Origin of the sequence: Scytonema hankhaensis NUACC26 (genome assembly GCF_045865695.1) — a bacterium.
GTDB lineage: Bacteria > Cyanobacteriota > Cyanobacteriia > Cyanobacteriales > Nostocaceae > Scytonema.
The window spans coordinates 1-14,958 of sequence record NZ_BAACAP010000156.1 but is presented as its reverse complement, the minus strand read 5'-3'; the positions used below and the strand labels follow the sequence as shown (position 1 = coordinate 14,958).

The 14,958-nt window shown below is 40.3% G+C and carries 13 protein-coding genes, 1 tRNA gene and 2 pseudogenes; 7 read left to right on the top strand and 9 right to left on the bottom strand.

Annotated features, from left to right (window positions below):
* Positions 1 to 6 precede the first annotated feature (6 nt).
* The 3 genes and pseudogenes from ACKTT2_RS11895 to ACKTT2_RS11885 all read left to right on the top strand — a co-directional run.
* Positions 7 to 405, top strand: a complete 399-nt coding sequence (locus tag ACKTT2_RS11895) for a hypothetical protein (RefSeq protein WP_407886958.1) — start codon at positions 7 to 9, stop codon at positions 403 to 405.
* Positions 406 to 645: 240 nt separating this feature from the next.
* A pseudogene (locus ACKTT2_RS11890) lies at positions 646 to 1,480 on the top strand (Rpn family recombination-promoting nuclease/putative transposase).
* A gap of 157 nt (positions 1,481 to 1,637) precedes the next feature.
* A pseudogene (locus ACKTT2_RS11885) lies at positions 1,638 to 1,827 on the top strand (DUF2887 domain-containing protein); the annotation flags it as partial.
* Here ACKTT2_RS11885 and ACKTT2_RS11880 read toward each other — a convergent pair.
* A complete protein-coding gene (locus ACKTT2_RS11880; protein WP_407886956.1) occupies positions 1,788 to 2,318 on the bottom strand; it encodes a DEAD/DEAH box helicase in 531 nt (176 codons plus the stop codon). The pseudogene ACKTT2_RS11885 and the gene ACKTT2_RS11880 sit on opposite strands and share 40 nt — an antisense overlap.
* 8 nt (positions 2,319 to 2,326) lie before the next feature.
* On the opposite strand from ACKTT2_RS11880, the gene ACKTT2_RS11875 reads away from it, so the two are divergent.
* Complete coding sequence (locus tag ACKTT2_RS11875; RefSeq protein WP_407887001.1) at positions 2,327 to 2,554, top strand: type II toxin-antitoxin system PemK/MazF family toxin; 228 nt, start codon at positions 2,327 to 2,329, stop codon at positions 2,552 to 2,554.
* A 288-nt stretch (positions 2,555 to 2,842) separates the two neighbouring features.
* Here the strand turns inward: ACKTT2_RS11875 and ACKTT2_RS11870 are convergent.
* The 4 genes from ACKTT2_RS11870 to ACKTT2_RS11855 form a co-directional block, all read right to left on the bottom strand.
* A tRNA-Phe gene (locus ACKTT2_RS11870) sits at positions 2,843 to 2,915 on the bottom strand.
* 85 nt (positions 2,916 to 3,000) lie between these two features.
* Complete coding sequence (locus ACKTT2_RS11865; RefSeq protein ID WP_407886954.1) at positions 3,001 to 3,834, bottom strand: metal ABC transporter permease; 834 nt, start codon at positions 3,832 to 3,834, stop codon at positions 3,001 to 3,003.
* A 74-nt stretch (positions 3,835 to 3,908) separates the two neighbouring features.
* Positions 3,909 to 4,688 (bottom strand): metal ABC transporter ATP-binding protein, encoded by a 780-nt coding sequence (locus ACKTT2_RS11860; protein WP_407886952.1) that lies wholly within the window; start codon positions 4,686 to 4,688, stop codon positions 3,909 to 3,911.
* A gap of 165 nt (positions 4,689 to 4,853) precedes the next feature.
* Positions 4,854 to 5,846 carry a metal ABC transporter substrate-binding protein gene (locus ACKTT2_RS11855; RefSeq protein WP_407886999.1) on the bottom strand — a complete coding sequence of 331 codons (993 nt, stop codon included), beginning with the start codon at positions 5,844 to 5,846 and terminating at the stop codon, positions 4,854 to 4,856.
* Between the two features lie 455 nt (positions 5,847 to 6,301).
* On the opposite strand from ACKTT2_RS11855, the gene ACKTT2_RS11850 reads away from it, so the two are divergent.
* On the top strand, positions 6,302 to 7,930 hold the full coding sequence (locus tag ACKTT2_RS11850) for an iron uptake porin (RefSeq protein WP_407886950.1): 1,629 nt from the start codon (positions 6,302 to 6,304) through the stop codon (positions 7,928 to 7,930).
* A 328-nt stretch (positions 7,931 to 8,258) separates the two neighbouring features.
* Here ACKTT2_RS11850 and ACKTT2_RS11845 read toward each other — a convergent pair whose 3' ends face one another.
* The 3 genes from ACKTT2_RS11845 to ACKTT2_RS11835 all read right to left on the bottom strand — a co-directional run bounded on the left by ACKTT2_RS11845 (position 8,259) and on the right by ACKTT2_RS11835 (position 11,114).
* A complete protein-coding gene (locus ACKTT2_RS11845) occupies positions 8,259 to 9,989 on the bottom strand; it encodes an Rqc2 family fibronectin-binding protein (protein ID WP_407886948.1) in 1,731 nt (576 codons plus the stop codon).
* Between the two features lie 174 nt (positions 9,990 to 10,163).
* Positions 10,164 to 10,319 carry a hypothetical protein gene (locus ACKTT2_RS11840; protein WP_407886946.1) on the bottom strand — a complete coding sequence of 52 codons (156 nt, stop codon included), beginning with the start codon at positions 10,317 to 10,319 and terminating at the stop codon, positions 10,164 to 10,166.
* A 75-nt stretch (positions 10,320 to 10,394) separates the two neighbouring features.
* Positions 10,395 to 11,114 carry a choice-of-anchor W domain-containing protein gene (locus ACKTT2_RS11835; protein WP_407886944.1) on the bottom strand — a complete coding sequence of 240 codons (720 nt, stop codon included), beginning with the start codon at positions 11,112 to 11,114 and terminating at the stop codon, positions 10,395 to 10,397.
* A gap of 516 nt (positions 11,115 to 11,630) precedes the next feature.
* Here ACKTT2_RS11835 and ACKTT2_RS11830 point away from each other — a divergent pair.
* Positions 11,631 to 11,888 (top strand): hypothetical protein, encoded by a 258-nt coding sequence (locus ACKTT2_RS11830; RefSeq protein WP_407886942.1) that lies wholly within the window; start codon positions 11,631 to 11,633, stop codon positions 11,886 to 11,888.
* Positions 11,889 to 11,912: 24 nt separating this feature from the next.
* The gene (locus ACKTT2_RS11825; protein WP_407886940.1) at positions 11,913 to 12,446 is read left to right on the top strand and encodes a HEAT repeat domain-containing protein; all 534 of its coding nucleotides are present in this window, start codon (positions 11,913 to 11,915) and stop codon (positions 12,444 to 12,446) included.
* A 380-nt stretch (positions 12,447 to 12,826) separates the two neighbouring features.
* Here the strand turns inward: ACKTT2_RS11825 and ACKTT2_RS11820 are convergent, their stop codons facing one another.
* The gene (locus ACKTT2_RS11820) at positions 12,827 to 14,131 is read right to left on the bottom strand and encodes a glycosyltransferase family 4 protein (RefSeq protein ID WP_407886939.1); all 1,305 of its coding nucleotides are present in this window, start codon (positions 14,129 to 14,131) and stop codon (positions 12,827 to 12,829) included.
* Positions 14,132 to 14,958: the final 827 nt, after the last annotated feature.

The following is a 14,958-nucleotide window of genomic DNA, read 5'->3' as shown; positions in this document are numbered from 1 at the left end:
TAAAATATGAAATGTCCTGTCTGTGGTACAGTTTATCGTCCGCTAAAAGGAAGCGGAGAATCTCTTTCAGTCAGCACTGCTTCTTCCTCCCCAAGCTGTAGGCGCTGCAAAGCAGATTTGTCTGACTTGTTCCGTTTGCACGACCAAGCCGTCTGGTATCACAAACAGGCACTACATTTATTGACACAAGGGAGTTATTCAGAGGCTACAGAATATAACAATCGAGCTCTAGCTTTGTATTACAGCAATGCAGACTTCCATGCCTTAGCAGGTAAACTATCGGCATTGCAAGGAGAATTTCGAGAAGCGATTTCATCTTGGCAACAAGCACTCAAATTTGACCCACAAAATGCCATTGCTTGTCATTGCCTGCAAGCGATCGAGCTAATGGCAAAAAGTGACTAATAACGCAACACTTACCACCACTAGCTCTAATTAACTTAGCTTACGCTGTTTGTGTGTTGTGCAAAAATTTAAAAGGAAAAAACTGTCCATAAAATTCATGCTTTTTCTTTTTTTGAAGCAAATACTTTAGTCATACAGGGTAATAACTCAATGTAATTTTAATAAGACTTGCTCTATCTGGTAGACTATCAGTTTGAAGAGTGTGTCAAGAACAGACACGAGCACCTTAAGGATATTTTGATGAAACGCGATTCCATTTACTACCAGATTTTTAAGCGCTCTCCTGGATTACTTTTTGAACTAGTTAATGACCCTCCTGAAGAAGCACAGAATTATCGATTTGAGTTAGTTGAAGTCAAAGAAACTGCTTTTCGCATTGATGGAGTGTTTTTACCTCCTGTAGGTGCAAAATCTAAAATTGTCTTTTTTGCAGAAGTCCAATTTCAAAAAGATGAAGGTCTCTACCATCGATTCTTTACTGAGTCAATGATGTTCCTAAACCGAAATCGGACGGAGTATGACGATTGGTTTTGTGTAGTCATTTTTCCATCACGCTCTTTGGAACCAAAAGATCAAAAAACTCATCGCATATTTTTGAAGAGCGACCAAGTACAGCGAATTTATCGTTCTGGAATTGGGCGAGCCAAACCAGCAGTCAGTAAATATCAACTTGATGCAGTTGACAATCGCATCGGAAGAAGAGATGGCACAGCAAGCTCGTCAATTGATTGAGCGAGTACAATTAGAGGAAACAGATACACTGCCGAAAAAAGAAATCATCGATCTTATTACCACAATTGCCGTTTACAAATTGTCTTCATTGAGTAGAGAGGAAGTAGAAGCTATGCTAGGACTGACTTTAGAGCAAACAAGGGTTTATCAAGAAGCGAAAGCTGAAGGTCGCGTTGAAGGTCGCGTTGAAGGTCGCGTTGAAGGTCGCGTTGAACGGGAAGCAGAAATGTTAAGAGTTACTGTGCCTCTGTTACTCAAAATGGGAATGAGCGTGGAGCAAATTGCTCAAGAGCTTAAAGTTGAGCTAGAAGCTGTCCGCTTAGCGGCACAGCAGAATACCTAAATAACACGGGAGCCTGGTTTAAGTTTTTTAATTAAACAATAGCGTAGCCGATCAGAAGTTTTATCGCTACGCTATTTTTGTGTTGTACCAAAATTTAAAAGGAAAAAACTGTCCATAAAATTCATACTTTTTCTTTTTTTGAAGCAAATACTTTATACCAATTCTCCACAACTTGATGCAGTTGACGATCGCATCGGAAGAAGTGATGGCAGAGCAAGCTCGTCTGTTACCATACGCGAGTACAATTAGAGGAAACAGACACACTGCCGAAAAAAGAAATCATCGATATTATTACCACAATCGCCGTTTACAAATTGTCTTCATTGAGTACAGAGGAAGTAGAAGCTAGATCCACATTTCCTTGATGAGGTGTTGCTGTTAATAACAAAATTCTTTCGGAAATTCGTGATAACTCTTCTGCCAATTTGTAGCGTCGAGTACGCCGCAAATCATCTCCTTGAGTGCGAGCCGAACATTTGTGCGCTTCATCAATAATGACCAAATCCCACTCGACTTGCAAAATACCTGGGGCAACATCATCCCGCTTGGCAAAATCGATAGATGCAATACATTGGCGAAATCTTTCCCACGGATTTCCAGCCAATTGCCCCTTAGCCAAGACTGAGTTGACAACCTCAAAAGTTTCAGAAAATTTGCTGCGAAGCTCATCCTGCCACTGAAGTGTCAACGGGGCTGGAGCAAGAATCAAGACTCGTTCAACAGCGGAGCGTAACTTGAGTTCTTTCAACAAGAGCCCAGCCATAATTGTCTTTCCAGCACCAGGATCGTCAGGTAGTAGAAATCGCAGCCTGACTTGCGGTAGAATTCGCTCGTACACGGCTTCCAATAAAAGTAATTGTACCTGTTACAGATTGGAAAGATAGTTTCGGAGCAAGACCTTGGATGGTTCGCTTAGAACCTAGTACAGAAAATAACCTGACTAAAACTTCTGCTGTTGATACATTTCAAATACGTTCGGTTTCTGAAAATAGATTAGTAAGAAAGTTGGGAGAAGTATCTGAATCAGAAATGTTACTTATTACTCAAGGATTAGCAATTGTTTTAAGTATTTGAATCTATTTGGTGAATGGTAATACGGATGTAGCGGTTAAATTCTTAAGTGCTGCGGAAGTGACGTTTGCTCAGTTGGCAAAGACTCCTAGTATGGGAAAGGTAACGTTTAAAAGGCATGAAAAGGTATAATTATCCTCTACTCTACACCATTTTTACACCACTTTTGTATCTAAAGGTATTCAAAAACGACCAAACTTGACCTCAAGGCTAGAACATTTGTCCTCTATTTTTCAGGGATTAGAAAGCAAAAACCCTTGAACTCCAACGATTTCAAGGGTTTTTTGATAATGCCAGGAACCAGATTTGAACTGGTGACACGAGGATTTTCAGTCCTCTGCTCTACCGACTGAGCTATCCCGGCTAATTTATTTCGTGTTTTTGTTTATTTCCACAATTATTAAGTGTAGCGAAGGCTAAATGATTTGGCAAGTACTTTTGAAAAAAAATTATGCGGTGGATTTTTTCCTAACCTGAACCAAGCAGAAAACCGCTAAGAACAACACAAACTGCACGAGCACAATACTCGGTCCTGAAGCGAAGTTGAACAGACCCGATACTATAATGCCTGCAAAGCTACTGGTAGACCCAACAATCACGGATAAAATGAGAAACCAGTTAAAGTGGTGACTCATTAACTTAGCTGTTGAGGCGGGAATAACTAAGAAAGCGTTTACGAGTAAAACGCCAACTGCTTTAATTGCCACAGCAACAGCTAGTGATAGCAGTACCACAAAGCTATAACGGTACAATTGTACTGGCACACCTTGAACCTTTGCTACAGCAGAATTAAGAGTTAACAGAATTTGCTGCTGTAAGGTTAATAAGAGAAACACACTCCCTCCCACAAGGACAAGCAGTGTCAAAACTAAGTCTGTGGCATCAATGGCTAAAATGTCTCCAAACAGTACGCTCATTAAATTGCCACGATACCCTTTTATTAAGCTAGTTAAAAGCACGCCTAGAGCTAATGCACCGGACAGAACAATACTGAGGACGCTATCGCTAGCTAAATCTGTTCGATCTATAAAGTAAAGAACAACCAACCCAAAAAGTAAAGTAAAGGGTAGTAACATCCAGGTCGGGTTTAACTGTAGTAGTACACCTAATGCTACGCCTACTAAAGCAGCATGACCTACCGCATGGCTAAAGAAGGACAATTGGCGCAAGGTGACAAAGCTACCAAGTAAACCGCCAAGTATTCCCATCAATATAGCACCCGCGATCGCGCGTTGCATGAAGGGAAACTGTAGTAAAGTCACTAAGTCGTTTATGTTAGTCATTGGTTATTGGGGATTGGCGATTAGGGACTAGGGATTTGTCAGGTTAGTGTAGAATGAGAACCTCAATTCATAATTCATTCATGGTTGTGTCGGTAGCGGCTGAAGCCAGGACCATATGTTGCTAGAAGGTTTTGTGGTGAAAGAGCGACTTCTGGAACTCCCGTGCAAACAATAGTTTGATTCAGACAAATCACGCGATCGCAGTAGTGGCTTACCATATCAATATCATGGGAGACTTGCAAGACTGTCCAACCCTCTTCTTGCTTCAGTTCGTTAAGCAAGGTGTAAAAATCTGCTGCACCTTGGATATCCACCCCAGCAAAAGCCTCATCAAGAACTAATAGTTTGCGCTTTACAACCAAACAGTATGCCAACAAAACCCGTTTAAGTTGACCTCCGCTTAGAGTTCCAATTGCTTGATGTCGCAAGTGATAAGCATCAGTTCGCTGCAAAGCTTCTGATACTGCTGCACGTTTTTCCTTGCTGCGGCGACCCATAGCACCAATATTGAAGAGATTGGAAGAAGAACTACAAACCCAACCCAACTCTACAAGTTCGCTCACAGAAATCGGAAAGCTGCGGTCAAAAATAAAATTTTGCGGCATATAAGCCAACTGGTGGCGTAAATTTCCCAAACGGGTTATTGGACGACCAAATATCTCTACGCTACCTGCACTTCTAGGAATTAAATCTAAAACAGCTTGCACCAACGTGCTTTTACCTGCTCCATTAGGACCCACTATAGCTGCATTTGTTCCTTGGTGTATTTCCAAAGAAACATCCCGAACAGCCAAATAGCTACCCTGATAAACAGTCAATCCCTCTACCTTTAAAATAGGAATATCATTAATCATTCGTCATTTGTCATTTGTCACTGGTTACTGGTCACTGCTCACTGGTTACTGGTCACTGCTCACTGGTTACTGGTTAACAGATTCTCATTATGAGTTATAAATTATGAAATTATGATGAAATATATTCTGTAGTATGCATAATTTATCACTCATTTTTTATAACACCTACTGACAGGCTGATTTTAAAGTTTCTAAATTAGCCTGCATTCCTTTGAAATAGTATTGCGGCTCGGTTTCACCCGTTTCTAATGAATCCAAAGGACGCAAAGTCAAATTCAAATCTTTAGAAAGACTTGTTAACAATTTGTTATCAGTTGCAGGTTCCCCAAACAACGCTTTCACTTTATACTGCTTAACTGCCTTCACTGCATTTTGTACGTCTGTTGGTGAAAGTTGGTCTTCTGGAATCTCCACAACAGCAACCTGTCTGAGATTGTAGCGTTTAGCTAAGTACGGGTATGCATCATGGAAAGTGACAAAGGTACAACTAGGAGTCTTTTGTAAAGTTTGCTGAAATTCACTATTTAAACTATCTAATTGCTTGATATATGCTGCTGCATTTGCTTCATAAGTTGCTTTATTAGCAGGGTCAGCAGCAATGAGACCATCCCGAATATTTTCAACTTGCTGTTTTGCCAAAACTGGATCTAACCAAACGTGAGGGTTTCCTTCTGGATGGTCGTGGTCGTGTTCTGTCGTTTTTCCCCCAGCTTTTTCATTAGGAACGCGATCGCGTTCCTCCTTGGAGCTATGAGTTTTCACAACAGGTGAAATTTCATCTAAAGCTTGAATTCCTTTTGCTGCATCAACTTGAACGAGCTTGGAGTTTTGGGCATTCCTGATTGTGTCGTCTAGAAATTCTTCTAAACCTAAGCCATTTTTTACCAAGACATTAGCGCTAGCAATTTCCTTGACATTCTCTGGTGTTGCCTGGTACTCGTGTACTTCTGTACCAGGTGGCACTAATATCTTGACATCTGCTGCATCCCCAGCAACTGCCTTAGTAAACCAATAGATTGGCAAAAAAGTTGATACGACTTTGATTTTGCTTGCTTGTGGTGATGGCGTCGATACAGCTTCCTGTGCTTGTGGTGATTGTTTTGAGTTGGTTGCTCTCTCTGTACTAGAGTTATTACACCCAGCACCCAAGGATACCATCAAAAAAGCAATTATGCTCAAAAAACTTTTTTTCCAAATCATACGAGTCTGATGCACTACTTTTCTCCTTCGCAGAGCTATTTGCAATATTTCTCTTATGTATTGACAATAAGAATTGTATTATATAAATATAATAATACTCATTATCTAACAAAAGAAACTAAATATGCATGGTAGCAATGCTTGTAACAACTTGTGTAGAAGCTATGGCATAGGGCATTGTGGATGAATTAATAATTACCTTGCCCATTTTATCCATCTAAATGTAAGTAATTCGTGATGAAGATTTATTTGAGAGACTTTTTCATATAAACTAATAACAATTTGAAAAAATGACACAGTTAATTGTGCGGAATTAAGTCCAGATAAAAGTTTCTGCATCCCAAATCTAACAAGGATATAACTTTTCTAGGACTAAGGTGTATATTCTAGCTGACAATGTGTGTGAGGAAAAAATGACAAAATTATGGAAATCGTTACTGGCTAGCCCAGTGGTTTTGAGCATGATGCTGGTCATGAATACAACTGTAGTTGCAGGGGAAGTACAGAGCAATGGGAACATCAACGAAACTGAAAATCACCCGAAAAACAAAACAATGGCACAGGTGACGTCAGTTTCTCAGCTATCAGACGTACAACCTACAGACTGGGCATTCCAAGCACTGCAATCTTTGGTAGAAAGATACGGGTGTATTGCTGGATATCCAAATGGGACTTATAGAGGCAATCGGGCGCTGACGAGATATGAATTTGCGGCTGGTTTAAACGCTTGTCTCGATCGCGTGAACGAACTCATCGCCACTGCTACATCAGAGTTAGTCAACAAACAAGATTTAGCAACATTACAAAAACTCCAAGAGGAATTTGCAGCTGAACTGGCGACTCTTCGAGGACGTGTAGATGCGCTCGAAGCAAAAGCTGCTGAGTTGGAAGCCAACCAATTTTCTACCACCACAAAACTGCAAGGAGAAGCTGTTGCAGCCATCACGGATGTATTTGGCGGCAATACAGTCAACGATGTGGATGTTAGGGATAACAATACAACCTTTGGAGCGAGGGTACGTGTGGAGTTAGTCACTAGCTTCACTGGAGACGATACTTTGTTTACCAGACTTCAATCCAATAATCTTGTCAACCCCGAACTTGGGACACCAGAAGGCAGTCTGTTTTTTGCAGGCGAAGATGGTAACAGCGATGTCTTTCTGGATGCTTTGTGGTACAAATTCCCTCTGACCAAAAGCACAGAGGTAGTTGCAATTGCAAACGCAGGTGCAGCAGATGACCTGACTGAAACAATCAACATCTTTGATGGAGATGGTTCTCTAGGTGCTTTATCTACCTTTGGTACTCGTAACGCAATTTATTACCAAGTTGAAGGTGCGGGCTTGGGCATTACTCAGCAGTTTGGAGATGCTGTATCTGTCAGTTTAGGATATTTGGGAAATTCGCCAAACGATCCCTCCCGTAGCAATGGCGTGTTTAATGGTCCTTACGGCGCTTTAGCACAACTGACTCTTAAACCAAGCGATCGCATTAGCTTTGGTTTCACTTACATTAATGCTTACAATCAAGAATTAGGTGCAGGAAGTAATCGCGCAAATCCAATATCCTTCTTCAACTCCAACTTTGACTTTGACCTAGATGGAGAATCAGACGAGTTAAACGTACCCTTCTCCAGTAATTCCTACGGTTTCCAAGCATCCATCGGCTTAAGCGAGAAATTCGTCCTAGGCGGTTGGGTTGGATACACAAATGCTCGAAACTTATCCACTGAAGGCGGAAGAATTGACCGAGGAGATTTAGATATTTGGACTTGGGCTGTAACTTTAGGATTTCCCGATCTTGGTAAGAAAGGTAGCTTAGCTGGTATCATTTTTGGTATGGAACCCAAAGTTACAGGTTCCAGCATTAACGAGATCTCCAGAGATAGTGACACTTCATATCATATTGAAGCGTTCTATCAGTACCAGGTTACCGAAAATATAGCCATTACCCCAGGAGTTATTTGGCTAACAGCGCCAGACCATAACAGTAACAACGATGATGTTGTCATTGGAGCCATCAGAACGACATTAAGTTTTTAACCAATTCGGCGGAATTCCCCATCTGCCCATGCTGTGGGTAGTTCATGAGGATACAAAAAGACCAGCCTGCCACAGCTGGTCTAGAAGAATCTCTTGCGTTGTCTTGTGTACCTGAGTTAAACCCAAATTGTGCGTTCTCAAGCGCACCGGGAAACTTCATCATTACAATATTGTAACAGTCAACACAGATTTTTCATGGAATTTATCAAAAAAAAACACATTTATCAAAAAATAGCCTCTACCTTTAAGAAGAATTTAAGTTAATTTATGTGGGATTGGGGATTGGGGATTGAGAATGAGTTATACCTCCTTATCCACTGGTCACTGGTCACTGGTCACTGGTCACTGTATGCGGTTTTCCCCAAATAACACGTTCCTGCTTGTAGATTGCGATTCCGGGTTTTGCGCCCTTGGGCTTATAAACGTGCTTTGGTTGAGTGTAAACTATTGGAACTAAATCGCTTTGGCGACCGCGACTGTAGTAAGCTGCTAAGTCAGCAACGTACTGTAAATCCTTTTCATCTAGAACTGCACCCGCTTCCATACGCAAAAGCAAGTGACTTCCGGGAATTTCTTGTGCGTGAAACCATAAATCGTAGTCATTCGCAACTCGAAAAGTTAACTGGTCATTTTGACGGTTGTTTCGTCCAATTAAAACTTCAAAACCACTTGGAGTGCGGAAACGATGAAAGTTGGTATTAGCTGATTCTGTAGAACTGCGACGGCGATACCCTGAGTCTTCTAAATATTCCTGCTGAATCAGTTCCTCACGAATTTCCTCTAAAGCTTGTAAATCTTCTGGTGTTTGGTAGCTGTCTATTTGAGAAATAGCTGCTTCTACTTGCTCCAAATACTCAATTTCTGCTTTAACTTCCATCAACAGCGGTTCTACAGCAGTACGGGCGCGTTTGAGTTTTTGGTGCTGTTTGTATAAATTTTGAGCATTTTGCACCGCATTTTTATCTGGTTCTAAAGCAATCTTCAGGGGTTTGCCAGTTTCAAAGTCAGAGAGAATAATCTCCTTCATTCCCACTTGCCATTCATGTAGATGCGCCATCAACAAATCAGCTTTTTGCCTGTACTCATCTGCTTGCTGGGATTGCTGTAAGCGTTGCTCAAAAGTAGCAGCCTTGACTCGCAATTTCTCTAAAATATTGTTGAGTTTTTGGTTCAACTGATGCCGCAACTGAGAAAATGTCTGTAGATTGAACTGGTCGGTATAATAGCGATTGAGCAGCTCTTGAATATCTTCAGCTGGTTTTAAAGCACCCCAACCCAGGACATTATATCCTCCTGTTGTCTGCACTGGTTCGTATTTCTCGCTTTCTAACCTTTGTAACCATTCACACCAGTAATGAAACAGTCGCTGCCAATCTTCCGATCTTAAGGTATCTGTTGTACTGTCTGGATCGATACCCGATACCTGTAACATTGACTGTATGAGGGAAGGAGAAACGCCACGATAGTTTTTGAGTAATTGCTTTTTAATGGCTCCTGGTATTAAAGCAATCCTTTCTTGCCAGCGTTCCTGAGATTCTGTCAAACTGGGTACGGTAGCTGTGAGGCGGGGTGGTTTTTCATAGGGTTGTCCCGTGAGAATGGGACGGACACTCGATTGTTGTTGATTAACTTGGTGAGCAACAGTAATTATTGTGTTACTAGCATCGGTAAGAATAACATTACTGTACTTACCCATGATTTCAACATACACGTGATACAAAGCACTTTCACCCGGACGGCGGGCGAACTGCAAATCGACTGCACGTTCCCAAGGGTCGATTATATCTATGGAGACTAGTGCTAATCCACCTAACTGATGTATCAGTTGTTGGCTGAAGGTAAAAGTATCTGGGATTCTTGGTGGTGGATCTCCTATGTGAAGGCGGGCGGCTTGGGCATGCCAAGAAATTTCTAGCCAACTCCTTTGTTTTATCGTGCGGAGTGCGATCGCAATAGTGTAGCTGTTGCGCTGATAAACTTGCTCTATGCGAGATGGTAGCCAGTTAGCGCGGAGATCGCTACAAACAGCGCTAAGAGTCGTAAAGTCAAAAGTTTGCACAACGATTTCCCGTTTTAACAATTGTCAGCTACCAGCGATCGCTTGTTAGCGCTCTGTTCGCTAATGGAGTCGTGAAACGTCCATGTAAAGATAACTCTACTACAATAGCAAAAACTCTAGTCGAGTCGTGAAAAAATTTCATTCGCGAGCGTGAAAACCCCTACTCCCTACCCTCTACCCTTCCTCTAACCATTCGCTAGCCAAATCCTCAATTATGTGGTGTTCTGCAATTAACTCGTTATTACAGAAACGCCGAATAATTGGATGAATGAAAGCACTTAGAGAAGCATTTTTAAAATCATCTTTATGAACTTGGGTATTGCCCACCACCAAGTCTGTTGGTGAGCAATTTATGCAAAGTACAACTACGAATTAAGAATTGGAGTAAAGCGACTTTACCATTCGTTAAGCTGCTTTCTTTTTGCGGCTGTAACCTAAAGCTGCAAATGCTGTTAATGCGATCGCACCAACTGTACCGGGTTCAGGTACGCTTGTTTTAGAAGAACTCCCGACTTTAAATTGATAGGCTAGTTGAGAATTCCTTGGTGGAGTTGTACCCGACCAAAACAACTGTGTTTGACCTGTCAGCACAAATGGATTACTAATGTCGCTAATTCTAAGATAATCCACGTCTGAAGAAATACCCAAAGAAGAAGAGCCTAAACTTCCAATGCTTTCACCATTCAACACCAAGTTACTTAAATTAACAGTACTATTTTGTGAAGCAAAAGTACGGATAAAAATATCGCTCGCTGAACCATTAAACGCAGTGCTGGATAAAGTTCGATCGCCAACAATATATTTAACGCTGTTACCCGTGTATTCCAGACTGAAGTTTACTGGTTGATTGTTAACCCAAGCATACTGTTGTTGCTCAACAGGCTGACCACCTTGCTTGATATCATCATTAATACTAAGCTCATAAGTAGCAAGACCTCCAAGGTCGCCAATTCGACCTTCAGCAACAAACTTTTCGGAAAATTCCCCTTGCTTGATGAGATTTTCAAAGTCCGTATCTGTGAAATTAGGGTTCTGGCTAAGTGTTAGAGCTTTTGCTGGGTTTGGCGTTGTACATATTCCAAGGGTTACTAGACCTAAAATCAGAAGCAGTGTCCGTTGAATCATTTCCTTGTTTCAATAAAAAATAGGGTTTCCTAGAAATTACTGATTACTACAGCCTCCAACACTACTTTTACATGTAACTTTAACATAACTTCATTAAGAGGATGTTTTAAAAGTTGTGGGCGAATAGAATTCGCTACTATACAAACTAAGTCCTTCTTGTGCGGACTAATGAAGAATCAAGGGTTTTAAACCCACGCAGGTGGGTTTTGCCTGTATAGCCGCGAATTCTATTCGAATACGGCTAGTATGAATTGAAACTTTACAAACATCCTCTAACACTGCTACAAAGTACGGCAAGTTTTTACTAAAAACTTAATTTTTTTCTGAAATCATTAAAATTATTTCAGAAATGCCTGTTATATTTATCAGATTTTGCTTTTCTTGAATTAGTAAACACACTGAGTGAAAGCGAGATGATATCTTAGTATATATACAGAATTTTTCTTAGTTATAAGAATATCGATTTGGTACAAATACTTGATAAGATGCTGAATCGAATTTCAAGCAGACTGCGGTATGAGCGCCAATCATAATGAAAACTACGACAATGAAGAAATATCGTTAGGAAGTCAAAAAGGCGAAAAGGGTAAGAGCTTTAGAGGTGGGAAGAAGAAAAAGCGCGATAGTTGGTATGGTTACAGCGATAAAGACTTTCAGAGATGGTGGCACAGAAAGGGAAAGGAAGAATTTAGTGGTAAAGATCTTGATAATGCACAGCAGGCAAAAGAAGTTTATGAATATTGGGAGTCAATAGGAAAACCTACAGTAAAGTAGCTAGAATATACAATGAGGAATAATATGACAGTTAGCAATACACAGTATCAACAATATGTGGAGCAGCTTTATTCCAATAATAGAGACTTAGTTGTTGAAGCAGCTCATACGCTTGGCGATTTTGGAGAGCACCGCTCTGTAGATATTTTAATAGAGTTACTTCAAAAAACAACTGACCCCGTTATTCGTAATGCTGCTGCTATAGGATTACGCGAACTGGGAGATGAAAGAGCACTTGAACCAATAGTATCACTGATAAACGATCCAAAAACAGAAGGTTATAGAGGTACTTTAATTTATGCTCTTGAAGGATTTGATTGCAGTGGTCTATTACCATTTTTAGTCGAACAGGTAATTACAGGAAATTTTGAAGTCAGTCACCAAGCGTTTTCCCTGATTGAGTCCATAGATATCGAATTGGATTCAGAAACTTTAAATTTTTGTACTCAGCGCGTCAAAGATGCTTTACTAGAAAATTATGAAAAAGCTGATTTGTTAGAAGACCTTATTGATTTACTCAATGAAATGAATAGTTTTACTAATACAAAGAACTTATAGTAATCCTAAATCATTTGTAAAAATTTTTAGTACTGTAGTAGGGTGGGCATTACCCACCACTAAGACTTTTGTGCGGCACAGCCCTACCTACGTGTATTTCACAAATCAAATAGGATTGCCAGATAAAAAGATTGTAAGGGACTTCCAAATAAAAAAATATACAACGTTCTCTACTGATGGCGGGCGTCCCGCCCGCCATCAGTAGAGAACGGGCGAGGACGCCCATTCCACAAAATGGATAATTTATTTCTTGGAAATTCCTAACTCAAAAGTCTATAATCGAGAGACACTTATGTATTCATAACTCTCGACTATAAACTATTGCTTTCTTTATAGTGAAAATGAGGGATACGCCTTAAGGCGATAAGCTTCGCTTATCGCTAACCCACCAAAACTGCTTCTTGTGCTAAGAATTTCTCTGAAGTTTCTTGCAGAGTTTTTTCAAGAGTTGCTTGTGCAATTTGAGTGTAAAGCTGACTGAGTTGAGAGGCGACTCCATCCCAACTGAATTTAGTTTCTACTCGCTGTCTACCTCCTTGACCCCATTTATCCCGCAACTCTGGATTGCTGAGGATTCGGTCAATTGCGACAGAGAAAGCTGCTGGATCTTGTGGAGTTGCTAACAAACCAGTTTCTTCTGGTATGACGGTAAATTGAAGTCCACCAACATCACTCGCAACTACTGGTGTACCACTTGCCATCGCTTCAATCGCTACAAGTCCAAAAGGTTCGTAGTGACTGGGGACAACGCAAACATCAGCCGCCGCATAATAGTATGGCAAAATCTCTTGACTGAGGCGACCTGGAAAGGTGGTGAAGTCGCTCATACCTAACTCAGTCACAATACTTTCAATGCGATCGCGTTCTATTCCATCACTATGACCGGGACGACTGCCACCACCTATAATTAGTTGAAGCCTATCGGAGTCACGAAACTGAGATTGACCTACCGCACGCACCAAGGTTTCAATCCCCTTACGTGGATCGAAACGACCCACATACAGCACGAGTTTAGCTTCGGGGTCAATACCCAATACTTCTCTTGCTGCTTGTCTGTCAACACAGCCAAACCGTTGAATATCAGTACCGCAGGGAATAATATCAATATTTCCTTTTGTAGAAACAAGAGTTCGCATATGTTCCTTTTCTTGCGGACTCGTTGCTACAATGCGTTCTGCTGTCTCCAAAACTTGCTTCTCCACTGCTAACCGAGTAGTGGCTATCAGAGGAATCGTTTCTATTGTGTTGTACTTAATGACTCCTAGAGAGTGATAGGTATGAACCTGTTTGCTCCCTTGGAGCTCTTTCAACTGCATCCCAACCCAACTAGAGAGCCAATAGTTTGTATGCACCAGAGGATACACGTAATTATTTTCTTGCTGGAATTTGAGAAAGTTATCCACAAATTCAGGCAAGTATCCAAATAGATTATCTCGTGGCACAAATTCAATAGATCCAGCCTCTAGGCGAATGGTTCGACAATTGGGGCTGTGCTGAACAATTGTGTCTTGCTCTGTACTAACTTTGCGGGTAAACATATCAACCAGCCACCCCAATCTAGCCAGTGCTTCTCCCACCTGGCGCACGTAAACATTCTGTCCTCCAGCCTCTTCTTTCCCAATTTCAATCGCTGGATCGCCATGGACTGAAATTAAGGCAATGCGTTGCTCAGTTCTAGAGTTCATAGTTTGTTGGTGTTTTTTCTTACAAAAGGTCTTCGGCATATCTGAGTTCGCTCTTAGCCTTCAACCTTCTTTATATAATTTTTATTATTCTTTATTTTAATTTAAGATGCAATACATTTTTATACATCTACTGACAGAAGTAGAATTTTTTTTTAAGTATTTCTATTTAAATTTTTTATACTTAAATTGTTATATTTTTATCTAATAATCTTTATAAGTCATCTAAATATTTAGAGTTTAAATTACACTTATTGGTTTTTTATATATTTTACGCCATCACTACAAAGCTTATTCTTAAGCAAAAATTCCTCAAGAATAGTATTTTAAAACACTAAAGATAGTAGTATATTCACTACCTTCTATAGAAATAATCTCAATACGGTTCTCTAAAATAACTTTTGGCTCTTACCTTACAATTTTTCTAAAAACTTATTATGCAAGTATAGTTTGTTTTAATTTATACTCTTTTTCCAATTCCCTAGAAGCATTTTCTTTTCCAAAAAGTATAATTTAGCACTTTTCTTTTTTCTGAGAGTTTACTTTATCAAATGTTAAGGTCATTATTAGATGACATTTAAACATGTAGCGCTTCTTTCTGATTTGTAAAAACTTGTGGCGTTTATATCCCCAACTTCTTAAAGTTGGGTAGACATTGCCTACCACCAAGTCTACTGTTGATTTTGCGTTTCTTGCCTTATACGTATAGCTTTGCATCTTCAGCAAAATACTACTTTCTTGCTTCTACTGTTATGGAGCATTTACTAGAACTAAGATTTGTTGATGATTTAAAACATAGTTGACAATATCTAACATGGGGAATCAAATAA

Bases quoted from the DNA above. Each gene is read 5' to 3' on its own strand.
- ACKTT2_RS11865 (WP_407886954.1), bottom strand. From the start codon at position 3,834: ATGACTAACATAAACGACTTAGTGACTTTACTACAGTTTCCCTTCATG.
- ACKTT2_RS11850 (WP_407886950.1), top strand. From the start codon at position 6,302: ATGACAAAATTATGGAAATCGTTACTGGCTAGCCCAGTGGTTTTGAGC.
- ACKTT2_RS11835 (WP_407886944.1), bottom strand. From the start codon at position 11,114: ATGATTCAACGGACACTGCTTCTGATTTTAGGTCTAGTAACCCTTGGA.
- ACKTT2_RS11825 (WP_407886940.1), top strand. From the start codon at position 11,913: ATGACAGTTAGCAATACACAGTATCAACAATATGTGGAGCAGCTTTAT.
- ACKTT2_RS11855 (WP_407886999.1), bottom strand. From the start codon at position 5,846: ATGGTATCCTTGGGTGCTGGGTGTAATAACTCTAGTACAGAGAGAGCA.
- ACKTT2_RS11820 (WP_407886939.1), bottom strand. From the start codon at position 14,131: ATGAACTCTAGAACTGAGCAACGCATTGCCTTAATTTCAGTCCATGGC.
- ACKTT2_RS11860 (WP_407886952.1), bottom strand. From the start codon at position 4,688: ATGATTAATGATATTCCTATTTTAAAGGTAGAGGGATTGACTGTTTAT.
- ACKTT2_RS11895 (WP_407886958.1), top strand. From the start codon at position 7: ATGAAATGTCCTGTCTGTGGTACAGTTTATCGTCCGCTAAAAGGAAGC.
- ACKTT2_RS11830 (WP_407886942.1), top strand. From the start codon at position 11,631: ATGAGCGCCAATCATAATGAAAACTACGACAATGAAGAAATATCGTTA.